The 23,072-nt window shown below is 67.2% G+C and carries 20 protein-coding genes and 3 tRNA genes; 11 read left to right on the forward strand and 12 right to left on the reverse strand.

Features of this window, described 5'->3' with window-relative positions; translation table 11 throughout:
• The first annotated feature begins 49 nt into the window (after positions 1-49).
• The 4 genes from ACYVI5_RS18355 (at position 50) to ACYVI5_RS18370 (ending at position 2,597) form a co-directional block, all read left to right on the forward strand.
• Positions 50-126 (forward strand) — tRNA-Ile (locus tag ACYVI5_RS18355).
• Between the two features lie 11 nt (positions 127-137).
• Positions 138-210, forward strand: a tRNA-Ala gene (locus ACYVI5_RS18360).
• 212 nt (positions 211-422) lie between these two features.
• On the forward strand, positions 423-1,973 hold the full coding sequence (locus tag ACYVI5_RS18365) for a Rossmann-fold NAD(P)-binding domain-containing protein (protein WP_460581510.1): 1,551 nt from the start codon (positions 423-425) through the stop codon (positions 1,971-1,973).
• Between the two features lie 15 nt (positions 1,974-1,988).
• A complete protein-coding gene (locus ACYVI5_RS18370; RefSeq protein WP_460581511.1) occupies positions 1,989-2,597 on the forward strand; it encodes a PadR family transcriptional regulator in 609 nt (202 codons plus the stop codon).
• A gap of 8 nt (positions 2,598-2,605) precedes the next feature.
• Here the strand turns inward: ACYVI5_RS18370 and ACYVI5_RS18375 are convergent, their stop codons facing one another.
• On the reverse strand, positions 2,606-2,857 hold the full coding sequence (locus ACYVI5_RS18375; protein ID WP_460581512.1) for a hypothetical protein: 252 nt from the start codon (positions 2,855-2,857) through the stop codon (positions 2,606-2,608).
• A gap of 56 nt (positions 2,858-2,913) precedes the next feature.
• Between ACYVI5_RS18375 and ACYVI5_RS18380 the strand changes: the two genes are divergently transcribed.
• Complete coding sequence (locus tag ACYVI5_RS18380) at positions 2,914-3,333, forward strand: NUDIX hydrolase (RefSeq protein ID WP_460581513.1); 420 nt, start codon at positions 2,914-2,916, stop codon at positions 3,331-3,333.
• 7 nt (positions 3,334-3,340) lie between these two features.
• Here the strand turns inward: ACYVI5_RS18380 and ACYVI5_RS18385 are convergent, their stop codons facing one another.
• Positions 3,341-3,850, reverse strand: coding sequence for a DNA helicase (locus tag ACYVI5_RS18385; protein ID WP_460536294.1), 510 nt, complete (start codon positions 3,848-3,850; stop codon positions 3,341-3,343).
• Positions 3,851-3,968: 118 nt separating this feature from the next.
• Between ACYVI5_RS18385 and ACYVI5_RS18390 the strand changes: the two genes are divergently transcribed.
• Positions 3,969-4,508: a peptidylprolyl isomerase gene (locus tag ACYVI5_RS18390; protein WP_460581514.1), complete on the forward strand. Its 540-nt coding sequence runs from the start codon at positions 3,969-3,971 to the stop codon at positions 4,506-4,508.
• Between the two features lie 197 nt (positions 4,509-4,705).
• Positions 4,706-5,449, forward strand: coding sequence for a rhomboid family intramembrane serine protease (locus ACYVI5_RS18395; RefSeq protein WP_460581515.1), 744 nt, complete (start codon positions 4,706-4,708; stop codon positions 5,447-5,449).
• 92 nt (positions 5,450-5,541) lie between these two features.
• Here ACYVI5_RS18395 and ACYVI5_RS18400 read toward each other — a convergent pair whose 3' ends face one another.
• Positions 5,542-5,790 carry a cell division protein CrgA gene (locus ACYVI5_RS18400; protein WP_440293848.1) on the reverse strand — a complete coding sequence of 83 codons (249 nt, stop codon included), beginning with the start codon at positions 5,788-5,790 and terminating at the stop codon, positions 5,542-5,544.
• A gap of 106 nt (positions 5,791-5,896) precedes the next feature.
• Here ACYVI5_RS18400 and ACYVI5_RS18405 point away from each other — a divergent pair, with 106 nt between their 5' ends.
• From ACYVI5_RS18405 to ACYVI5_RS18415, 3 genes are read left to right on the forward strand one after another with little or no spacing between them, the layout of a single operon-like run.
• A complete protein-coding gene (locus ACYVI5_RS18405) occupies positions 5,897-6,718 on the forward strand; it encodes a class E sortase (RefSeq protein ID WP_460581516.1) in 822 nt (273 codons plus the stop codon).
• Positions 6,718-6,879, forward strand: a complete 162-nt coding sequence (locus tag ACYVI5_RS18410) for a hypothetical protein (RefSeq protein ID WP_460581517.1) — start codon at positions 6,718-6,720, stop codon at positions 6,877-6,879. Before ACYVI5_RS18405 ends, ACYVI5_RS18410 begins: the two co-directional genes overlap by 1 nt.
• Entirely contained in the window at positions 6,876-7,514 is a 639-nt protein-coding gene (locus ACYVI5_RS18415; RefSeq protein ID WP_460581518.1) for an anthranilate synthase component II, read from the forward strand. The genes ACYVI5_RS18410 and ACYVI5_RS18415 overlap by 4 nt, the downstream gene beginning before the upstream one ends.
• 259 nt (positions 7,515-7,773) lie before the next feature.
• Here ACYVI5_RS18415 and pknB read toward each other — a convergent pair whose 3' ends face one another.
• The 7 genes from pknB to ACYVI5_RS18450 form a co-directional block, all read right to left on the reverse strand.
• Positions 7,774-9,501: a Stk1 family PASTA domain-containing Ser/Thr kinase gene (gene pknB, locus ACYVI5_RS18420; protein ID WP_460581519.1), complete on the reverse strand. Its 1,728-nt coding sequence runs from the start codon at positions 9,499-9,501 to the stop codon at positions 7,774-7,776.
• Positions 9,502-9,573: 72 nt separating this feature from the next.
• Positions 9,574-11,265, reverse strand: a complete 1,692-nt coding sequence (locus ACYVI5_RS18425; protein ID WP_460581520.1) for a serine/threonine-protein kinase — start codon at positions 11,263-11,265, stop codon at positions 9,574-9,576.
• Positions 11,262-12,713 carry a peptidoglycan D,D-transpeptidase FtsI family protein gene (locus ACYVI5_RS18430; RefSeq protein WP_460581521.1) on the reverse strand — a complete coding sequence of 484 codons (1,452 nt, stop codon included), beginning with the start codon at positions 12,711-12,713 and terminating at the stop codon, positions 11,262-11,264. The genes ACYVI5_RS18425 and ACYVI5_RS18430 overlap by 4 nt, the downstream gene beginning before the upstream one ends.
• A 3-nt stretch (positions 12,714-12,716) precedes the next feature.
• A complete protein-coding gene (locus ACYVI5_RS18435) occupies positions 12,717-14,114 on the reverse strand; it encodes an FtsW/RodA/SpoVE family cell cycle protein (RefSeq protein ID WP_460535184.1) in 1,398 nt (465 codons plus the stop codon).
• Entirely contained in the window at positions 14,098-15,339 is a 1,242-nt protein-coding gene (locus tag ACYVI5_RS18440) for a PP2C family protein-serine/threonine phosphatase (RefSeq protein ID WP_460581522.1), read from the reverse strand. The genes ACYVI5_RS18435 and ACYVI5_RS18440 overlap by 17 nt, the downstream gene beginning before the upstream one ends.
• 3 nt (positions 15,340-15,342) lie before the next feature.
• Positions 15,343-16,014 carry an FHA domain-containing protein gene (locus ACYVI5_RS18445; RefSeq protein ID WP_460535190.1) on the reverse strand — a complete coding sequence of 224 codons (672 nt, stop codon included), beginning with the start codon at positions 16,012-16,014 and terminating at the stop codon, positions 15,343-15,345.
• Entirely contained in the window at positions 16,011-16,751 is a 741-nt protein-coding gene (locus ACYVI5_RS18450) for an FhaA domain-containing protein (protein ID WP_460535192.1), read from the reverse strand. The genes ACYVI5_RS18445 and ACYVI5_RS18450 overlap by 4 nt, the downstream gene beginning before the upstream one ends.
• A 372-nt stretch (positions 16,752-17,123) precedes the next feature.
• On the opposite strand from ACYVI5_RS18450, the gene ACYVI5_RS18455 reads away from it, so the two are divergent.
• Positions 17,124-17,207, forward strand: a tRNA-Leu gene (locus tag ACYVI5_RS18455).
• 196 nt (positions 17,208-17,403) lie between these two features.
• Here the strand turns inward: ACYVI5_RS18455 and ACYVI5_RS18460 are convergent.
• Together ACYVI5_RS18460 and ACYVI5_RS18465 are read right to left on the reverse strand one after the other, a co-directional pair.
• Positions 17,404-18,036: a class F sortase gene (locus ACYVI5_RS18460; protein WP_460581589.1), complete on the reverse strand. Its 633-nt coding sequence runs from the start codon at positions 18,034-18,036 to the stop codon at positions 17,404-17,406.
• Positions 18,037-18,053: 17 nt separating this feature from the next.
• Positions 18,054-22,826: a beta strand repeat-containing protein gene (locus ACYVI5_RS18465; protein ID WP_460581523.1), complete on the reverse strand. Its 4,773-nt coding sequence runs from the start codon at positions 22,824-22,826 to the stop codon at positions 18,054-18,056.
• Positions 22,827-23,072 lie beyond the last annotated feature (246 nt).

A 23,072-nucleotide genomic window follows, 5' to 3' on the forward strand; every position in this document is an offset into this window, starting at 1 on the left:
CGAAGGCGCTCAGGTAGTCTGTCATTCGGCCATTTCGATGGTCCATGTCGGGGATATAGCTCAGGCGGTTAGAGCGCTTCGCTGATAACGAAGAGGTCCGAGGTTCAAGTCCTCGTATCCCCACCAATTCTCCGCACGGGGCCTTAGCTCAGTTGGTAGAGCGCCTGCTTTGCAAGCAGGAAGTCAGGAGTTCGATTCTCCTAGGCTCCACAGTTCTGACCGTCGCTCGCCTGCGTTGGCGGCAAGGCGACGTCTGCGTGTTCCGCATCTTTGGGCGTGCGTGCGTGCTGCCAGGTCCCCGTTCATTCTCTGCCGCTGTCCGTATCGTGGTCTGGCCCCACCGGGTGCTCGTGCGACGTTCAGCCTGAAGTCGCTGCATCCGATCTAGTCATATACACACTAGTTATGTTATAACTAGAAGCATGAACGAGCAGACCAACAATGAACAGGGCGAGCCCGCCATCCACGTGCCGGTACTGATCGTGGGTGGCGGATATGCGGGCACAGCCATGGCGCTCTTCCTGGCGCAAAACGGCGTGCAGGCCCTGATGGTGGACCGCCACGACGGCGTAAGCGTGCAGGGGCGTGCCCGTGGCGTCAACCAGCGGACCATGGAGCTGTATCGCACGGTCGGCATCCACGAAGAGGTGGAGGCGCTCTCGGCGCCGTTCGCCGGCGAAGCGGGTGTCGCTCGGTGTGCATCTCTGGCCGGCCCGTGGGAGTGGCTGTACGACCCGGAGCCCGACCCGCGCTTGGCCACGATCAGCCCTTCCTCTTTCGTGATGGCGGATCAGAACACCGTGGAGCCCGTGCTCAGCCGTCGGGCGCGCGAGCTGGGCGCGATCATCGAACGCGGAACCATCGCCGAGCAGATCGAGGTGCGCGCGGATGGCGCGACGGCGACGTTGCGGAGCCTGGGGAGCGGCGCTATGCGGCGCGTGTCTTGCGACTACCTCATCGCGGCAGACGGATACGCAAGTGGCCTTCGTGAGGCGTTGGGCATTCGACGAGACGGCCCGGCCGAGGTGCGGCACTGGGTCAGCATCGTGTTCGACGCTGAGCTAGCCGACCTTGTCGAGAAGCGGGCATTGTTCTGGATTGTGCTCAACGAGCAACTCGGCTTCGCGTCGCTGACGACCACGGCTCGACCGGGCAGGTGGAGCATCGGCGTGACCTACGACCCGGCGACCACACCGCTGACGTCCTTCGACGCAGAGAAGTGCACCACGATCATCCGTGACGCGCTCGGCGACTCTGAGCGAGAGGTCGACGTGATCGACGTGACGCCATGGCAGCAGGCCGTTGGCGTGGCGGAGCGGTACCGGCAGGGATGCGCGTTCCTCGTCGGCGACGCGGCGCACGTCTGGCCGCCTGCTGGTGCGATGGGCGCGAACTCGGGCATCCAGGATGCGCACAACCTCGCCTGGAAGCTTGCCGCCGTGCTGGATGGGCGAGCGGATCAGACCCTTCTGAACACTTACGAGGAAGAGCGCCGACCTGTCGCCCTGGCGCTGGCCGACCTCACTGTCAGGCGGCAGACGGCCCGATTCGGCGGCGGAATCGACGACGACGTCGACGACATCGTGTGCACGTTCGGCCAGCGATACCGGTCGGCCGCGATCCTGGGAAACGTCGCGGCGGCGCCCTTCGCAGGCGTCGTAGCGGATGTCGCCGCGGCAGGTGCCCGCATGCCGCACCGGTGGATCGACAAGGAACGGCGCACGAGCATCCTTGACGTGACGGGCGATAGATTCGTACTCGCCGTGGCCTCTGATGCGGAAGAGTGGGAACAAAAGATGCACTCGCGCGGCATCGCGGTGCAACCGGTGGGCAGAGACGTTCTGCCGCACGACACCGTGGCGGCCCTGATCCGGCCGGACGGGTACGTCGCCTGGCTGGTGGACGAGGAACACGCGGACACCGACTCCGTGAGAAACGCCGTGGATCGCGTGTTGGGAGTTCCAGTTCGATGAGTCGAGGAGAACAGCATGGCACGTGCCGATGACGCGAGACGGCGTACCTCGGCTCTGCGGCCCTCTGTGCTGGGCCTGATCGTTCTGGCGATGCTGCTCGAAGAGCCGATGCACGTCTATCGCATGCAGAAGCTGATCAAGGATCGCGGCAAAGACAAGGTCGTGAACGTTCGGCAACGCACCAGTCTGCACCAGATCATCGCTCGGCTGGTGGACTACGGCCTGGTCGAACAGACCGACAGTCCCGCTACAGCCGAGAACTATCCCGAACGACGGGTCTACGCCATCACGGCCGACGGTCGTCACGCCGCTGTCGAGTGGTTGTCCGCTCTGATCACCGGGCTCGCCGACGAGTTCCCGCGCTTCCCGGCAGCGCTGTCGGTCCTGGCGATGGTCACCCCCGAGTCGGCGGCGCGCCTGATCGCCGAGCGTTCGTCAGCTGTCGATGCGGAACGAGAATCCCAGCGCGCCCAGTTGACCCGAGCGTCGGTCGACCGCATCTACCTCCTCGAAGACGAGTACCGACTCCGGATGCTCGATGCGGAAGCCGCCTGGCTGGCCGACGTGCGCGCCGACATCCGCAACGGCACGCTTGACTGGACGGCGCCGGCGACTGCCTCGTAGTTCACGTCTCAGGGCAGGCCGGCCAGGATCCAGTCGAACGCGGCCAGGCCGGCGCCGCCGAACAGGGCCGACCACAGCGCCATCACCCCTCCGACGCCGACTCCGACCAGAGCACCGAACCCCACACAGACACCGATGATCCCGGCGATCGCACCACCGGGCCTCACCTCGGCGGTGCTCACATCATGGGGTGTGTCGAACCCGAGCCCGACGAGGGCGTCTTCGGACGGGAGCACGGTGTTGCCGGGTGCTGGGGTCACGTAGCGATCATCGCAGGTGAGATGGCACAAAGGGACTGCCGACGTAGGGTGTCTGCATGGACATCCGGGTCGCCGCCTACGCGGTCATCGCCGACGGCTCCAGGGTGCTGCTCGCGCACTGGAATGAGCACGGGCGCAGTGGCTGGACGCTTCCGGGCGGGGGCCTCGAGTCCGGCGAAGATCCGGCGGATGCAGCCGTTCGGGAGGTGCGTGAGGAGACCGGATACGACGCGGAACTGGACGAGCTGATCGGCGTGCACTCGCACGTCATCCCGGAGGAGCAGCGAAACCCGGGTCTCGGCGCGCTCCAGGCGCTGCGGATCGTCTACAGCGCCCACGTGGTTGCGGGCTCGCTCACCAACGAGGCGGATGGCTCAACCGATGAGGCGCGCTGGTTCGGGCTCGACGAGATCCCGGCTCTGCGAAGGGTATCGCTCGTCGAGATCGGCCTTCGCTTCGCAGGGCTGATCGAGTGAGCGGAGGCTACTCCGCCACCGGCGGCTCGGTGGAGTCGTCTTCGGCGACCCACAGTTCGTCGTCTGCGCGGAAGGTCTGCCAGACGGCGTAGACGACCCCGATCACGGCGGCGGCGCCGAGAGCGAGCGCGAGATAGGTGCCGAACCCGGGACCGGACTTCGCAGGCTTGGTGAGCTCGCGCTTCGCGCCCTGCAAACGCTTCACAGCCGCCTGAACTCTGGTGTCGTGCGCGACGTCGGCAACACTGAGGGCGGTGCCGAGAACGGTGCCGACGGCCGGGACAACGGTATTGCCGATCACGTCGCCTGCGGCGCGCGTGACCGGGCGCACGTACTGGTCGTACCCCTCGCGAACGCGGGGGGCGACCTCCTCGCGGGTGTAGCTCGCGGCTTGCTGGCCGGCCTTCTGGGCCACCGAGTTCGCGCGACCCAGCACCTGCTGCTGTGCGTCCCACAGATCGAGGGCTTCAGCGCGAAGCCGGTTGAGTTCCTTCTGGCGCTTGCGTGACAGACTCACGGTTCCTCCACCCGGTCGTACTTGCGTTCCTCCATCTTGCCACCGAAACGCTCGGCGGCCAGGGGGTGGACAGAACCTGCCAGCGGACGCCAGGAACCGCTATGCAAGAATTGGGCCCATGTCGAAGCACACCGCGGTGGCCACCCTGCACACCAACTACGGCGACATCGCCGTCAACCTGTACGGCAATCACGCACCGAAGACGGTTCGCAACTTCGTCGGCCTCGCCACGGGCGAGCAGGAGTGGACCGATCCCGGCACGGGTCAAGCGCGCTCCGACAACCTCTATGACGGCGTGATCTTCCACCGCATCATCCCGGGCTTCATGATCCAGGGCGGCGACCCATTGGGTACAGGCACCGGCGGCCCCGGCTACCGGTTCGACGACGAGATCAGCCCTGACCTCGACTTCACGCAGCCGTACATGCTGGCCATGGCGAATGCAGGCATCCAGGGCGGCCGCGGCACCAACGGTTCCCAGTTCTTCATCACCGTCGGGCCGACCACGTGGCTCCAGGGCAAGCACACCATCTTCGGTGAGGTCGCCGACGACGAGTCGCGGCGCATCGTCGACAAGCTCGCCGGTGTTCCCACGGATTCCCGCGATCGCCCGCTCGACGACGTCGTCATCGAGTCGATCTCCGTCGAGCAGGCGTAGCTCGCCGCGCCGGCCCGCGCACACCGACCTTCACCGAGCACAGCGTGTCGCAACCGACCACACCAGGGGAGCCGTCTGCGCTCGTCTGCTACCGGCATCCGGACCGGCCGACCTACGTGCGCTGCCAGCGCTGCGGGCGCGCCATCTGCGGCCAATGCCAGACGCCGGCACCGGTCGGATACATCTGCCCTGAGTGCATGAGGCAGCAGCGCGCGACGGCACCCCGCACCAAGTCCGCGTTCCTCACCCGGTTCACCGGGCCGAGGCAGCCGACCGTCACCTACGTCATCATCGGGATCTGCATCCTGGTGTTCATCGCGCAGTGGGTGACCGGGCTGGGCAACGGGCCGGTGACGTCATCGCTCTGGTATGCAGGGATCTACGGATACCCGAGCGGTGCGGTCGTGCAGACCTCCCAGGGGGCGGTACTCGCATCCTTCGAGCCGTGGCGCATGATCACCACCGCGTTCGTGCACGCGAACATCCTGCACATCGCGCTCAACATGTACACGCTGTGGATCTTCGGCATGGTGCTCGAGCCGATGCTGGGCAGGGCGCGGTATGCGGCGCTTTTCGTACTGAGCGCGATCGCAGGCTCTGTTGGGGTCTACGTGCTCGACTCCCCGGTACAGCCGGTGGTCGGCGCATCCGGCGCGATTTTCGGCATGATGGCGGCGCTGCTGATCATCCAGCGTCACCTGGGCGGACCCATCACCCAGTTGCTCGTGCTCGTGGGCATCAACCTCGTGATCAGCTTTCTGCCCGGGTTCAGCATCGCCTGGCAGGCACACGTCGGTGGCCTGGTAGGTGGAGCACTGGTCGGTCTCATCTACACGCAGACGCGCGCCCGATCACGGCGCCCGCTTCAAGTGGTGCTGCTGATCGTGCTGGGCGTGCTGCTGGTGCTCGCCGGCAGCTGGCACGTCTTCGCCGGCGCCTGAACCCTGGACCTCTGCACCGGAGTTATCCACAGGCTTACCCACAGGGGGATAATTACACCGGTGTAATTGGACGGCCGACTAGAAAGGTCGTGCTAACGCCAGCGGGTGGTCATGAGGAACCCGACGAACGCAATCGCGAAGCCGATCAGGATGTTCCAGGCGCCGAGCTGCGGGATCGGGTACTGGCTGCCGCTGACGTAGAACACCACGATCCACAGCAGTCCGATGATCATGAAGCCGAGCATGACCGGCAGGAACCATACCGGGTTCGGTGCGTCGTCGTTCGACCGGGCTTCGTTGGCCGGCCGGGAGGAACGCTTGGTGCGGGTCTTGGAAGCCATAGTGCGGCTTATCTTACCGGGGAGAGGATCGGGATTCCGGTGAGCGGCAAATGAAGGTGACCACTACTCGGCGCGTGCAGAGCGCACGCCATTAGACTCCCGACTCGTGACCGATCGCGACGACTCCGCCGGGCGCAGGAATCCTGCGACCCGGCCGAAGCGACGCCACAAGGTGTCCGTCGTAGGGGTGACCGGCGAGCTGCTCGTCACTGCGGGCGTGCTCGTGCTGCTCTTCATCGGATGGCAGACCTGGTGGCAGTCCAGCGTGCTCGCCGCGCAGCAGAACAGCGCCGCCGCGCAGCAGAGCAAGAAGTTCCTCGACGAGGCGAAAGACGCTCCGACCCCGACCCCGACACCGGTCGCGACCCCGAGCGATTCGGCAGACGGTACGAAGACCGCCGGCTATGGACCGCCGCCGGTGATGAAGGCGCCGGGCGCGGCGCAGCCGTTCGCCGTGATCTACGTGCCCCGGTTCGGTGCGGACTGGAAGAGGACGATCCGCGAGACGGTCGACGTCGAGTCCGTCCTGAACAGCTACAACGCGGGTGTTGGGCACTACCCGGGGACGGCGATGCCCGGTGAGGTGGGCAACTTCGCCATCGCCGCGCACGACACCGGCTACGGCAACACGTTCATCGACGTGTCGAAGCTGCAGGTCGGCGACGCCATCTACATCCAGACCAAGGACGGCTACTACACGTACCGGTTCCGCAACATGGAGTACATCTCGCCGAACGCGGTGCAGGTGCTGTACTCGGTGCCGCAGGTGCAGGGTGCTCGAGCCTCCGACAGATACATCACGATGACGACGTGCAACCCGCCGTACCACGCCCAGGAACGCATCGCCGCGTTCGGGGTGTTCGAGTCGTGGCAGCCGCTTTCCGCCGGTCCTCCGGCGGCGATCGCATCCGAAGTGGGGGGCAGCTGATGTACGGCGCGCTGTGGCGGGTGTTGCCGGGTCCGGTCTGGCTGCGCGTACTGATTCTGGTCGTGCTGGCGGCAGTCGTGCTCTATTGCCTGGTCACCTGGGTGTTCCCGTGGGTCGATAGTCTTTTGCAGGGCAATGAGGAAGGGACGGTTGCGACATGACCCGAGTGCTCGTGATCGACAACTACGACAGCTTCGTCTACACGCTGAACGGATACCTGCGCGAACTGGGTGCGCAGACCGATGTGGTGCGCAACGACGCCATCGAGGCGGATGACGTGCCTCAGGTTCTGAAGGACTACGACGCCGTGCTGCTGTCGCCCGGGCCCGGAACACCGGCCGACGCGGGCGTGTCGATCGATATGGTCAAGGCGGCGCTTGCATCCGGAACCCCGCTGCTGGGCGTCTGCCTCGGTCATCAGGCGATCGCGGAGGCGTTCGGAGCCACCGTGACGAACGCAGAGGAACTGATGCACGGCAAGACGTCGATCGTGGAACACGACGGATCGTCGTTCTATGAGGACGTGCGGCAGGGCTTCACGGCCACGCGGTATCACTCGCTCGCCGTCGTCGACGACACCGTGCCCGACGAGCTCATCGTGACTGCGCGCACGCCCGGCGGCGTGATCATGGGACTCCGCCACCGTGAGGCCCCGATTTTCGGTGTGCAGTTCCACCCCGAGTCGGTGCTCACGGAGGACGGCTACCGGATGCTCGGCAACTGGCTGGCCGTCGCGGGCCTGGAGTCCGCGAAGGAGCGCGCTCGCACGCTCGACCCGCTGCTAGCGGCCGGCTGACGTCCGCACGCCAGTGACACTAGGTGCATGCGCCGAGACCGGTGCCCATGCACCTGGCCTCATCGCGTGCACCTAGCCTCGCGAGCGCTGCTTCTCCGAGGCGCGCCCGCCAAGCAGCCCGATCGTGTCCGACACAACCAGACTGGGACAAGGCGACCAAGCGGCCGACGCAACACGCTCTACGAGGCGGCGGCTCGCGCGCCGCCGCCGTACGCAATCACGCGGCCCGCCGACTGCGGCGCGCCGGAGGCGCGCAAAGCTACCCAGTGCAGTAGGTGAACTTGATCGTCGAGCCCTGGGGTACCGGGCCGGGGGCCTGGTCCTGATGGTTCACGGGAGCGCCGGTCTGCGTCTTGCACGAAGGATCGCCCTCGGCGTCGGGGACCAGTCCGAGGCTGGGATCCTGCAGAATGGCCGTTGCCTGCTGAACGCTCTTTCCCGTGAGGTCGGGAAGGTTGACCTGCCCGTTCGAGACGACGAAGTTGATCGTGTCGCCCTCGTGGGCGGTGGAACCGACCGCCGGATCCGTGCTGATGACCACGTTGGCCGCCACAGTGGCAGAGTCCTGCTGGGTGATCTGGCCCGTCTTGAAGCCGAGGTCTTGGAGCTCCTTCTGGGCGTCAGAGATCGACTTGCCTGCGACATCCGTCGGCACCTGCACTGGCTTTGCTCCACTCGAGACGTAGACCGTCACGCTGTCGCCCTTGCTGGCGATGACGCCGGAACCGGGGTTGGTGCCGATGACCTTGCCCTTCGGTACCGATGTACTCGACTCGTCGGTGAAGGTGGGGTCGAGTTTTACCTTGTGGAGGGCATCCGTCGCCTCTTTGACCGTCATGCCGGCCACGACGGGAACCTTCGCGGCGTTGTCGGCGAGGTGCTGAGTGGGTGTCTGATTGAAGACCCACAGCAGCAGCGCGGCGATGATGACCGCGACGCTGAGCACACCGGCCCAGATCCACAGCACGGGCGGCCGGTTCTGTGTGCGCACCACCTGGTCGTCGTCGGCGAGCTGGCGCAGCGCCGCCTCGGTCGGGGTGGGGCTCGTCACCGATTCACCGAAGAGCGCGGCGTCGAAGGCGTCGCCGCGCTTCTTGTGCACCGGTACCTTGCCGGATGCCGCGAGCTCGAGATCGTCGCGGAACTCGGCAGCGCTCTGGTAGCGCTGGAAGCGGTCTTTCGCCAGCGCACGCATGACGACCATGTCGTAGGCGGGGGAGACCTTGGGGTTGATGCTGCTCGGCTTGACCGGCTGCTCGCTCACGTGCTGGTACGCGACCGCCACGGCGGTATCGCCGCGGAACGGCGGGCGGCCGGCGAGCATCTCGAAGAGCACGACGCCCGTGGAATACAGGTCGGTGCGGGCGTCCACCGTCTCGCCCTTCGCCTGCTCGGGCGAGAAGTAGCTGGCTGTGCCGAGGATGGCGGTGGTCTGAGCGACCGTGGCCGACGAGTCGCTGATGGCCCTGGCGATGCCGAAGTCCATCACCTTCACCTGGCCGGCCCGGGTGACCATGATGTTGCCGGGCTTGATATCGCGGTGCACGACGCCCGCGCGGTGCGAGTATTCGAGCGCGGTCAGGAGCCCGGATACGATGCGCGCCGCCTCTGCCGGGTCGAGCGGGCCGTTGCGCAGGATGTCGCGCAGCAGCACGCCGTCCACGTACTCCATCACGATGAAGGGGGCCTGCACCTCGTTGCCCATGGCATCGCGCACGGTTTCTTCGCCCGCGTCGAAGACGCGGACGATCGTGGGGTGCGCCATGCGCGCCGCAGCCTGCGCCTCCTGCCGGAAACGGGTGCGGAAAGCAGGGTCGGTCGCCAGTGAGGGCTTCAGCAATTTGACCGCTACCGTTCGCCCCAAACGGATGTCGACACCCTTGTGCACGTCGGCCATGCCGCCGCGCCCGATGAGCTCGCCCACACGGTATCGCCCCGCGATCATGCGGGGTTCGTCCGTGGCGGTGGATTCGACGTCAGGCAACACTGCGAACAGTGTAACGGGGCCAAGTTGAGTGTTCGGTACACCGCGTCGAGCGGTGGGTGAACGCCCAGACCTCTACGGAGTCGGCGTGCTGCCGCTGGATGCGGTGACCTGCAGGGGCGGCGACTGGGCCGACTCGACCGACTGCCCGCAGAAGATCGTGTAGGTGACGTTGTGCGGCTTCGTGTCGCTGAACGTGTACTGCTGCTGGCTGCCGGTGGTCGGTCCGACCCCCGCGCCGTCGACGTAGAGCTGGCGGCCCGTAAGGGTCTGTCCGGCGGGGCACTGAGCAGAACCGAAGTTGAACGTCGCGGGCTGGCCCACGGTCGCCTTGCCGCCCGCCAGGGTGACTGAGTCCGTCGGTGCCGAAGGCGGCGTGACATTGTCGTAGATGGTGAGAGTGATCGTGGTGGAGAACGGCACGGTTCCGGTGGGGTTGATGTCGTAAACCGTGTTCACTTTGTCAGCGGACGGAGCGGCGGTCCCCACGTTCCGCGTGATTTTCTGGAAGCCGGCTGCGTTCAACGCTGCCACCGCCTGATCGTACGTCTTACCCAGGTAGTCGCCTCGGTTGATTGTGCCTGTCGTCGCTTGCGTCTTCGTCGGCGTCGTCTTGGGTGTTGTGTGCACTACGGACGGGGTGGACGCCGGGGGCGATGTCGACGGAGCCGGGTTGCCGTGGCCCTGCGTGAGCAGCGCGATGAGGGTCGCGATCAGGATGATCGCCAGCAGCGCGATGAGCGCGATCAGCGGCCAGGTCCACGGGCTGCGCTTCTTCTTGGTCTCCGCGGGTTCCTCGGCGGTCTCGGTTGCCGAGAGCAATGTCGTCGCCTGCGTGTCGCCAGCCGCGGCGGCAGCAGCGCCGCCAGGGAGGAGAAGCGTGTTGAACCGTGTCGTGTCGGTCTCGTCGCCGAGCACCGCCGGCACGGCTGCCGCGGCCGCCTGGATGTCGCCGCGGCGCAGTGCGGTCGCCGCGCGCGCGAGGTGGGCCGCCGACGAGGGCCGCTCGGCCGGGTTCTTCGCGATGCACGCGTAGACCAGGTTGCGCACCGGCTCGCTGACCGTGACAGGCAGCGGCGGGGGCTGCTCGTTGATCTGCGCCATCGCGATCGCCACCTGCGACTCGCCCGTGAACGGGCGGCGGCCGGCCAGGCACTCGTAGGCGACGATGCCGAGCGAGTAGATGTCGGTGGTCGGTGACGCGGGATGCCCGGATGCCTGCTCCGGCGACAGGTACTGCACCGTGCCCATCACCTGGCCGGTCGCGGTGAGCGGAACCTGGTCGGCGATGCGGGCGATGCCGAAGTCGGTGATCTTGACCCGGCCATCCGGCGTGATGAGAAGGTTGCCCGGCTTGATGTCGCGGTGCACCAGGCCGGCCGCGTGTGCGGCGTGCAGCGCCGCGGCCGTCTGAGCCACGATGTCGAGCACCTTGTCGGTGGAGAGCGTGTGCTCGCGCTCCAGGATGCTCGACAGCGCCTCGCCCGGCACGAGTTCCATCACGAGGTAGGCGCTGCCGTCTTCCTCGCCGTAGTCGAAGACGTTGGCGATGCCTTCGTGGTTGACGAGTGCCGCGTGCCTTGCCTCAGAGCGGAAGCGCTCGAGGAAGGTCGGATCGCCGAGGTACTCATCCTTGAGGATCTTGATGGCGACCTGACGGCCTATGACGAGGTCGGTGGCCTGCCAGACCTCGCCCATGCCGCCGACTGCGATCCGCGACTGGAGTTCGTATCGTCCGCCGAACGTGAGCCCTGCCGTGGGTCTCATTTGCCAAGCACCGCCTCAAGTACCTTCTTCGCGATCGGAGCGGCGACGGAATTTCCGTCACCGCTCTGACCTAGTCCGCCACCATTGTCGACCACGACCGCCACCGCGAACTGAGGATCGTTCGCCGGCGCAAACCCGGTGAACCACAGGGTGTAAGGGTCTTTAGAGCCGTTCTGTGCGGTACCGGTCTTACCGCCGACCTTGACCCCGTCTATTCTTGCATTGCTCGCGACGCCCTCTGAGACGTCCTTGACCATGGTCTGGGCGATGGCGTCGGCCGTGTTCTTGCTCGTCGCCCGGCCGAACTGAGTCGGCTTGAACGACTCCCGGGCCTGTAGGTCGGGGGTCAGAACCGACTCGATGAGGCTGGGCTTCATCACCACGCCGCCGGTGGAGATCGCGGCCGTATTCATCGCCATCTGCAGCGCCGTCGCCTTATCGTCCTTCTGCCCGAATCCGCTCATCGCGGTGTCGGCCAGGCTGCTGTAGCCGGGGTACTCGCTGGCCGAAGTGCGCATGGGCACCATGAAGCTCTGATTGAAGCCGTACTTCTCGGCCTGCGCCTTGATGGCATCCGATCCCAGCTTCATCGCCAGCTCGGCATAGGGGATGTTGCAGGAGAGGATGAGCGCGGTCTCGAGCGAGACCGTGTCGCCGGGGCCGCACGTGCTGAACGTGTCGTTGTAGATCTTCGTGTTCGTGCCCGGCAACGTGAGACTCGACAGGTTGGGCATCTGTGAGTCGAGCGTGTAGTCGCCGCTCTCCAGCGCGGCCGACAGCACGACCGGTTTGAACGTCGACCCCGGGGGGTTCAGCTCGTTGATCGACTTGTTGATCAACGGCTCGCCGGGGGCGTCGAGGAGCTGCTGGTACAGGGCATCCACCTGCTTGACGTTGTGCACCGCAAGCGTGTTCGGGTCGAAGTCGGGCTTGGAGACCATGGCGAGGATGCGCCCGGTCTTCGGCTGCAGCAGCACGACCGCGCCCTGCTGCGAGCCGAGGGCGTCGTAGGCGGCCTTCTGCGCGACCGGGTCGATCGTGAGCTCCACGGAGTTGCCCTGCGGATGCTTGCCCGTCACCAGGTTCTGCAGTTGGTCGAAGAAGGCGTCGTTCGACGTTCCGCTCAGCTCGCTGTTCATCGCGCCCTCGACGCCGGTCGGCGCGCCGCTGATCGGGAAGAATCCGGTGACCGAGGAATACAGCGGTCCCTGCGGGTACTGGCGCTGGTAGTTGTAGGAATCGTTGCTCGGCACCGATTGCGCCACCGGCTGGCCGTTCACGAGGATCGAGCCACGCTGCACGTTGTAACTGTCGTCGAGGGTTCGGGTGTTGCGGGCATCCGCGTTGAGGCTGTCGGCCACGCCGACCTGGATCACGGATGTCGACACGAACAACGCCAGGAACATGCACAGCACCACGATGCTGACGCGCTTGATCTCCTTGTTCACGAGTCACACCACCAGCCTTGGTTGGTTGCGGACGGTGTCGGAGAGGCGCAGCAGGAGGGCGACGATGATCCAGTTGGCGACCAGGGACGATCCGCCGGCGGCGAGGAACGGCGTGGTGAGCCCGGTGAGCGGGATGACCCGGGTGATGCCGCCGATCACGATGAACACCTGCAGCGCCATGGTGAAGGCGAGGCCGACGGCGAGGAGCTTGCCGAAGTCGTCCTGACTGGCGAACCCTACGCGGAAGCCGCGGGACACGAAGAGCAGGTAGAGGCAGAGGATGGCGAAGATGCCGATGAGGCCGAGTTCTTCGCCCAGGCTCGCGATGATGTAGTCGCTCTCGGCGAGCGGGGTGATGTTGGGTCGTCCCTGCCCGAGTCCCGTGCCCAGCAGGCCGCCGTGAGCGAGGCCGAAGATGCCCTGCACCAACTGGTAACTGCCGCCGGTGGCGTTGTAGACGTGGTCGTTGAACGGCTCGAGCCAGTTCTGGAAGCGACCCTGCACGTAGTCGAGGATGCGACTGGCGATGAACGCGCCGCCCACGAAAAGCACGAGGCCGATGACGACCCAGCCCACCCTCGCCGTGGCCACATAGATCATCACGAGGAAGAGTCCGAAGTAGAGCAGGCCCGTGCCGAGGTCGTGCTGAAAGACGATCACGGCCATCGACACGGCCCAGAGCACGAGGATGGGGCCGAGGTCACGCAGCCGCGGGAACCGCACCCCGAGCACCTTCTTGCCGACCATCGACAGGGAGTCGCGCGCTTGGACGAGATACCCGGCGAAGAAGATCGCCAGCGCGATCTTCGCTATCTCGCCCGGCTGGAAGCTGAACGGCCCGATGCCGATCCACACCCGGGCGCCGTTCACCTGGCGTCCGATCAGCGGCAGCATCGGCAGGATGAGCAGCACCAGCGCCCCGAACCCGAACACATAGGTGTAGCGCTGCAGCACCCGGTGGTTGCGGATGAGCATGACGACGCCGATGGCGCAGATCACGGCGATCGCGGTCCACACGATCTGACGCACGGCCGCCGACTCCCAGCCGGAGTCGCCCCTGGCGATGTCGATGCGGTAGATCTCGGCGATCCCGACCCCGTTGAGAAGTGTGGAGATAGGAAGGAGGAAGGGGTCGGCATCCTGTGCCAGGTAGCGCATGACCACGTGCATCGCCACCACGAGCGCGGAGAGCCCGGCGCCGAGGTAGAGAAGCGTGAAGTCGAGGTGCCCCAGCGCGCCGAGCTCGACGAGCGCGATCGCGACCGCGTTGATCGCGCACGCGAAGATCAGCAGGGCGAGCTCGACGTTGCGCAGCTTCTTGGGCAGGCGGATGCGCCGCACCGGTGCGGTCGTGGCACCGGAGCGTGCGGTCGAGGCCGTCGCGCTAGCCGGAGCTGTCATCGGAAAGCTGTCTCACAATGCGTTCGGCGTCGTGCAGCGACGACGCGTTGATGGTGTCTTCGACCTGCTGCTTCTCGTAGGCGCTCAGGCTGCCGACCAGGATGTCGGTCTTGGTGTGCACGTGCGAGAGCGCGATCGGCCCGAGGTTCTGCTGCACGCCCTGGAAGATGGCGACCTTGCCCTGCGACTCGCCCACGAAGTAGCGGGACTGCGTCCACTCGTAACCGAGGATGCCGGCGAGCACGATGGCGACGACGAGCAGTATCGCGCTGAGCAGCCAGGTGAGCCGGCGGCGGCGCACCCTGCGCTGATCCTCTTCGATGAGCTCGTCGAGGTAATCGTCGGTCTGCGGTTCGAAGTGCGTCGGACCGGTGGCGGGCCGGGACGGATGCAGGCGTAGCGCGGGAAGCCGCAGCGCACGCGTGTGCGTGGTCGCCTCATGCTCGAACTGCACGGGGGCGGATGCCGATCCCACCGTGACCGGTTCGCGCACGCCGTCGATCGCGCGGTCGATGTCGATGACGACGACGGTGACGTTGTCGGGAGCACCGGCATCCAGGCTCGCCCGCACCAAGCGATCGGCGGCGGCCTTCGGGGAGTCGACGTGCGCGAGAACGGTCTGGATGGACTCCTGCTTGACCACTCCGCTCAGGCCGTCGGAGCAGATCAGCCAGCGGTCGCCTGGCATGGTGTCGAGCGTCCAGGTGTCGATCTCGGGAGAGGAATCGACGTCGCCGAGCACGCGCATCAGCACGGACCGGCGGGGGTGCGTGAGCGCCTCCTCCTCGGTGATGCGCCCCGTGTCGACGAGTCTCTGCACGAACGTGTGGTCGGTGGTGACCTGCTTCAGCTCGCCGTCGCGCAAGAGGTAGATGCGGGAGTCGCCGATGTGGGCGAGGGCGACCTTGCCGTCGACGCGGATGAGCGCGCTGACGGTCGTGCCCATCCCGGTGAGCTCCGGATGCTCGAACACCGTCTCGGCGAGCAGCCCGTTCGCCGCCAGCAGCGCGGACTGCAGCGCCACCTGGGCATCCTCGGCGGTCGGGTAGTCGTGGTCGATCTCCTTGATGCGGTTGGTCGCGATCGCTGACGCCACATCGCCGCCCGCGTGACCGCCCATGCCATCCGCCACCAGGAAAAGCGAGGCTCCGGCATAGCCGGAGTCCTGGTTGTTCGAGCGCACCTTGCCCACATGCGACGCCGCAGCGGCCCTGATCGAGGTCACCCGCTACCGCCGCAGCTCGAACGTGGTCGTGCCGATCTTGATGGGAGCGTCGAGGGGAACCTGCGTGGGAACGGTCACTCGCTGACCGTCGAGGAACGTGCCATTGGTGGAGTCGAGGTCTTGGATCATCCACTCGTTGTTCCACAGCATCAGCCGGGCGTGATGGGTGGACGTGTAGTCGTCGCGGATGACCAGCCCCGACTCGCCGGAGCGGCCGATGGTGATCGGCTCGTTGCCGAGCGGCACCTCAGTGCCGCGGCGTGGACCGGACGTGATGACGAGCTTGTTGGCGGTGAGCACGGTGGCCATGGGACGGTTCGGAAAGCTGGTGCGACCCGTGAAGGCCCCGGTCGGTTCGTCGCGGAAGCCACGCCCGGTCGGGCTCTGCTGCTCGACCGGCCCGGTCGTGGGGCGGGCGAGGCCGGCGAGCGGATGATCGGGAGTGGCGATCGAGCCTGCGGCCATGCCTGATGCAGGCGTCGGGGCGGATGCCGCGGCGGGAGGCGCGGAGGCGACGTTCGCGAACGGGGTGGGCTGAGCATCCGTCTGCAATTTGCGCACCCGCTGCCCGAACAGGTCGCTGCGCAGGGCGTAGACGATGGCGAACACGAAGAGCCACAGCAGCAGGAGGAATCCGATGCGCAGCACCAGCAGCGTGAGCGTGCTGACGGTCATCGCTGCCAGAACCCGTCGATGTCGTGCCGGCGGGTGATGTCGTCCGGTTCGGGAGCGGAGGGGCGGCGGGCGGATGCCTGGGGCAACACGCGGAACACGATGCGGGTGCGTCCGATGGTGATGACCGAGTCGGGCTCGAGAACGGCCTTCTTGACCGGCTGGCCGTTCAACTGGGATCCGTTCGTGGAGCCCAGGTCGCGCACCTGCGCGTGCGAGCCGTCCCAGGCGATCTCGATGTGCTTGCGGGAAGTGCCGCTGTCATCCACCGTGATGTCGGCCTCACGGCCACGGCCCACCACGGTGCGGCCCTTGGTCAGCGGGTAGCGCTTGCCGGCGATGTCGAGCACCGGCACCCAGGCGACGTCGCCCTTCACGTTTTGCGACTCGACGTGCAGGATGCCCGTGGAGAGCGACTCGTCGGGCTGCATCGTGATCGAGATGCCGCCGGCGAACTGATAGTGCTGCTTGCGAGCGTGCTGCTGCACGAAGTCGGTGAGCTCGTCGGTGAGCGCGGGACCCATGGCCCTCATGCGCTTGTAATCGCCGGGGGCGAGGCTCAGCGTGAAGTCGTTAGGGGCGAGGATGCGGTCACGCGTGACCACGGCCGCCTTCGTGTCGAGCTCACGACGAAGAGCGCTGGTGAGCTCGACAGGCTGCACGCCGGACCGGAAGGTCTTCGCGAACGCACCATTGACGGCGCGTTCGAGGCCCTTCTCGAAACTGTCCAGAATGCCCACAGGTCTCCCGATCTGCCCGACGACTATGTGCATGTTAGCCGCAGACCGTGTGAAGGGCCCCGGGCATGGCCGCGTGTGGGCCGGGGCTGGGGCGAGCGGCGTGTGGAGGGATTCGGCGCTGGCAGTAGGAGCAGTGTGGTGGCGGTGGCGGGAAATGGCGGACCCTCGTTGTTGCTATTTCTGCTCGAAGCGGCACCTCGGGTCCCCGATTTCGCTTCGGATGGGAAATGCCCGTCCCGGGATGCCTTTTGATCGAGCCATCACGACAATCTCGGCCTGGAATTCTCGAGTGCTGGGCTCAAGCGGTCAAATGGCATCGGTCGACGGTGCATGCTAATCTCGCTGGGTTGGCACGCAAGTGTCGACGGATCAGCGCGAGTGGCGGAATAGGCAGACGCGCACGGTTCAGGTCCGTGTGCCCGTGAGGGCGTGGGGGTTCAACTCCCCCCTCGCGCACGAATGAGGAGAGCCCCCGGGAAACCGGGGGCTCTCCTCATTCGTGCGCTCGGGAGGACGCGAAGCCGCACTTGGGGGTGGGCCCCCATCGCCGGAGGCTCCGCGCGCCGCGAAGCGGCGTGTGGAGGGGCGATAGGGACAACTCCCCCCTCGCCGGAAACGAAGCAACGCTTCGTTTCCGTAGTGAGGAGCACTTCTACCGGCTCGCACCAACGTCCAGCTTTGCGAACACGACCAGGTTGTCGACTGACTCGGTCTGCGCCGGCACCTGCAGACAGGTGAATACGACGAGGCGTCCGGGAGTGTTCGCCCAGAGTGATGAGTCGGCCGGCACTGTGCTCTTTTTGAGCGCTTTCGATCCGGTGACGGTGTAGGTGAGACCTCCCACGCGGATGACCGCGCCCGGACGCACCCGCGATGTTTCGGCATCCACGTCGATCAGGTAGTTGCCCGGGCCCACGCCCCCGTTGCGGAGCGAGTGCATGACGACGAAGACGGATCCCGTGCCGGCACGGGAGAGCGGCACGCCGAGGTTGTCGACGCGGTATGCGGAGGTGAAGCCGGGCGGCGTGATCTCGCCGTCGACGACGTCGAGGGAGCCGAGCGGAACATCCAGGCCGACGGAGGGGACGACGAACCGTGATCCCGTGTTGGTGACGGCGTGCATCCGTTGCAGGACTTGAGGTGCTGGTGTGTCGCCCGGATCCAGCTGCACGACGTTCCCCTTGAGGTCGACGGGCCCGCTCGCGGGGACGGCCCGAGTCGCGACGACTCCGACCGCCCCGGCGACGAGGATGATGGCGGCCGCGACCAGCGCCACGGCCACCATCATCCTTCGTGAACGGATCAACGCGTCTCTGACCCTTCGACCCGCGGCTTGCGACGCAGGCCGAACGCGGCACCCAGGGCCGCCAGCAGGGCGAGCGCCGCCATGCCCACAGCACCCCAGTTGCCGTTCTCCACCAGTTCACCGCCGGTGTTCACGGACGGCCCGACGCCCGAACCGCTGGCGTCGGCTCCGACCCTCGAACCCGCCGAGAGCGCGGATGCCGGTGCTGCGGAGCCCGCCGAGGCGGCCACGGCCGTGGTTGCGGTGCCGCCGGTGCTTCCCGTGGTGCCGGTCGTGCCACCCGTCGTGCCGCCGTTTCCGGTGGACGACGAGCTACCGGTCACGGAGCCGAGCAGCGCGTCGGCCATTGCGACCGGAACGCTGACCACGCTTCCGACCACACCCGAAACAGGATCGGCGCCGTTCGCACCGAGCACCATGCCGGCCGCGTCGTCCGCGACGTGGGTCACCGGGTCGACGACGGATGCGAAAGTGCTCCCGACGATCGGCAGGGCGGCGATTCCGGCGCTGTCACCGGAGGTGCCGCCCGTGTCGGTTCCCGAAGTGGTGCCGGTGCCGGTTGTGCCCGTGCCGGTTGTGCCACCCGTGGTGCCGGCGCCTGTTGCCGGAGCGGATGCCCCGGTGAGGGCACCGGTCGCGGCATCCAGGATCGGTCCGACAACCGGAAGGCTGCCGACCAGCGGGATCGAGCCGGCCTCACCGGAACTCGAACCGGCCGTGCCCGAACCCGGCGTGCTGGAGCCGCTTCCCTGGTTGCCTCCCGTTCCCGTGGAGCCCGACGGCAGACTGCTCGTCAGGCTGTGCACGATGGTTCCCACCACGGGAAGTGAACCCAAGGCTCCGGAACCCGCCGAGCCCGATCCGCTGCCGGACGCGCCGCCGGTGGGCAGGTTGCCCGCAACGGAATCGAGAAACGGTCCGACCACAGGGACCGAACTGAGGAGGTTTGAGCCTCCAGGGTTCGACCCGGACCCGAGGTTGGATCCGGAACCGGGGATGCTGCCGCCGGGCAGGGACCCGGTGAGTGCGTCCAGGATAGGGCCGACCACCGGGATCGATCCGGGGAGGTCGGTGCCTCCGGGGGTCGTTCCGCCAGGATTGCTCCCGGAACCGGGGTTGGATCCGGATCCGGGAACCGTGCTGCTAGGAAGCGATCCGGTCAGTCCGCCCAGGATTGGGCCGACCACCGGAAGCGATCCGAGCGGGTCCGTTCCGCCGGGGTTGGATCCGGTTCCCGGGTTCGTCCCGCTGCCGGGGATGGTTCCGGAGAGCTCATCCAGGATCGGGCCGACGACGGGGATTGCGCCCAGCGGACTTGTGCCTCCAGGGTTCGATCCACTGCCGGGATTGCGGCCATTCGGAAGCCCGCCCGTCAGCGAGTCCCAAATCGAGCCGACCACCGGGATCGATCCGAGCAGGTCCGTTCCGCCGGGGTTCGAGCCCGAACCGGGGTTGGAACCGCCGGGAGTCGTCCCGCCAGGGAGCGATCCGGTCAGTCCGTCGAGGACTGGTCCGACGACGGGGATCGATCCGAGCAGGTTCGATCCGGTGGGGTTGGATCCACCGGGTTTGGAGCCGCCCGGAGTCGTCCCGCCGGGGAGCGATCCGGTGAGTCCGTCCAGGATTGGTCCGACGACAGGGATTGAACCGAGGAGGTCGGAGCCCCCAGGGTTCGTGCCTCCGGGGTTGGACCCGGTGCCGGGGATGGCTCCGCTGAGCTTACCCAGTCCGGGGAGGGTGACCTCCGCGGAAGGGCTGGTCCCGTCGGTCGGGATGGCACCGTTCACGTAGACGTTGGTGTCGTCTGTTCCGATGCGGTCCGCGGTGGAGACACCGGCGGGTCCTGCGGAGAGGTCCCACAGGTCCTTCACTCCCGCGACGTCGAGGTTCTTTCCGACCGAGACGCCACCGTTCGGTGTCGTGCCGGCGCGAACCGTGCCGACGCCCGGGATCGGGAGCGTCACACCGGAGGGTGTGCCGTTCAGACCACCAGGCAGCACACCGGAATCACCGCTGCCCGGAGTCGATCCCGAGCCGGGCAGCGAACCATCGGGTAGCGAGCCGGTCAGTTCATCCAGGACGGGTCCCACGACGGGGATCGATCCGAGCAGGTCCGACTCGCCAGGGTTGGACCCGGATCCCGGGTTGGAGCCGCCACCCGGAGTCGTCCCACCGGGGAGTGAGCCCGTGAGTCCGTCCAGGATTGGGCCGACCACCGGGATTGAACCGAGGATGTCCGATCCGCCAGGGTACGTTCCGCCGGGGTTCGTTCCGCCGGGGAGGGTTCCGCCGGGCAGCGAGCCGCCGAGGTTGCCGAGTCCGGGGAGGGTGATCTCCGCGGAGGGGTTGGTCCCGTCGGTCGGGATGGCACCGTTGACGTAGACGTTGGTGTCGTCTGTTCCGATGCGGTCCGCGGTGGAGACCCCTGCCGGTCCTGCGGAGAGATCCCAGAGGTCCTTCACTCCCGCGATGTCGAGGTTCTTTCCGACCGAGACGCCGCCATTCGGTGTCGTGCCGGCGCGAACGGTGCCGATGCCCGGGATCGGGAGAGTCACACCGGAGGGTGTGCCGTTCAAACCACCAGGCACCACACCCGAGTCACCGCTGCCCGGAGCAGTTCCGGAACCGGGAAGCGACCCGGCGAGATCGCTCAGGACGGGTCCGACCCCGGGAATAGAACCGAGGACGCCCGTTCCACCGGGGTTGGACCCGGTGCCGGGGACGGTTCCGCTGAGGTTACCCAGTCCGGGGAGGGTGATCTCCGCGGAAGGGCTGGTCCCGTCGGTCGGGATGGCACCGTTCACGTAGACATTGGCGTCATCCGTTCCAATGCGGTCCGCCGTGGAGACGCCGGCGGGTCCTGCGGAGAGATCCCAGAGGTCCTTCACTCCCGCGACGTCGAGGTTCTTCCCGACCGAGACGCCACCATTCGGTGTCGTGCCGGCGCGAACCGTGCCCACTCCCGGGATCGGGAGCGTTACACCGGAGGGTGTGCCGTTCAGACCACCAGGCACCACACCGGAATCACCGCCGCCGGGGGCTGACCCCAAGCCGGTGCCGCCTGGAAGGGAACCGGTGAGTCCGTCCAGGATCGGGCCGACCACAGGAATCGAGCCAAGCGGGCTGGATCCGCCCGGGTTCGACCCGGTGCCCGGAGCGCTGCCAGTGGGGAGGCCGCCCGTCAGTGAATCCCAGATCGAGCCCACGACCGGAAGTGATCCGAGCGGATCCGATCCGCCCGGGTTGGAGCCTCCAGGGTTCGACCCGGTACCGGGGATGGTTCCGCCGACGTTACCCAGTCCGGAGAGGGTGACCTCCGCGGAGGGGCTGGTCCCGTCGGTCGGGATGGCACCGTTCACGTAGACATTGGTGTCATCCGTTCCGATGCGGTCCGCGGTGGAGACCCCCGCCGGTCCTGCGGAGAGATCCCAGAGGTCCTTCACTCCCGCGATGTCGAGGTTCTTTCCGACCGAGACGCCGCCGTTTGGTGTCGTGCCGGCGCGAACCGTGCCGACGCCCGGGATCGGGAGCGTCACACCGGAGGGTGTGCCGTTCAGACCACCAGGCACCACACCGGAATCACCGCTGCCCGGAGTCGATCCGGAACCCGGAAGCGGACCGCCCGGGAGCGTTCCGCCGCCGGCCAGGCCGCCCAGCGCGGGAAGCGTGACCTGCGCCGACGGGCTGGTTCCATCGGTCGGGACGGCACCCTTCACATAGACGTTCAGCTTGTCCGTTCCGATGCGATCCGCCGTCGACGCACCTGCCGGTCCTGCGGAAAGATCCCAGACATCCTTCACCCCTGCGACGTCGAGGTTCTTCCCGATCGAGACCCCGCCGTTCGGTGTGGTGCCCGCCCGAACACTGCCGATTCCCGGGATGGGAAGCTCGACTCCGGATGGCGCCCCGTTCAGTCCGCCGGGAACCACTCCGGAGTTGTTGCCTCCCGGAGTGACCTCCGAACTCGAGTCGGTGGCACCCGAAAGCACGTCGGTGACGTCGCCGAGCAGGCCGCTCACCATGCCACCGACATCCGGGATGCCGCCCTCCGGATCCGCCGCGCCGGGAACGCCCGCGGTGACATCCGTGAGACGACTGCCCAGCGTGTCGGTGGTGTTCTCGAGGTAGGGCAGCGAGTTCGTCACGCCGCCGAGGGATCCGCCCACGTTGGGGACGACGCCCACCGGGTTGCTGATCGCACTATTCGACCCGGTGATGCGGCGACTCGTTGCACCGATCGCCTCGATCGCCTCTCCGATCGTTCCGGCGTTCGGCGTTCCGAGTGCGCCGCCGACCGTGCCCGAGATCACCGAAGCCGCCGACGGTGTCACACCGGCCGTCGCCGTTCCTGTTGCCGATGTCGTCGTCGCAGCCGGCGCCGGCGCGTCGTTCGTCGTGACGGCGACTGCACCGGATGTCGAGGCATCCGACTGCAGGCCGGCCGACGGTGCCGACGGAGCCGTCTGAGCGCCTCCGCTGGTCGCAGCGGACGGTGCCGGGGCTGGAACCGTCGGTGCGGGCGGCGTGGCGGGCGCAGGAGCCGCCGGCGAGCTCGTGGGCGAGATGACCACGGGTGCGACCGAGTTGATTACTCCGCTCAGCGCATGGTCGACGCCGCCGAGCAGGTTGCCGACGAGCGATGACGGCCCGCTGAACGTGTCGGGCACACCGCCGGAACCTGTTCCGTCCGTGCCGCCCGCCGAGGGTTCGGCGGCATTCGCCGCGCCCACCCCCGCCAATGAGATTCCGCCGAGCACGGCTGCAAACATCAGCCCTCTCGACACACATTTCTTCATGACATTCCCCTAGATCTGAATGAACGACCGATCGATTCGCCCGCACCGCAGCCGAAGCCGCGCACGAGCGCGATGTGCCGTCGTCCGCATCCGCGCCCGCACCCGAAGCGGGAAGGTGGATGCGCCGCCGTGAGGGTCCCGGAGAGCGGATGCCCGAGCATCCGTCGTGCCTGTCGAACGCGCCTCAGCGCAGTCGACGACCGTCAAGGCAGGACGGCG

This window comes from Humibacter ginsengisoli (genome assembly GCF_054780095.1).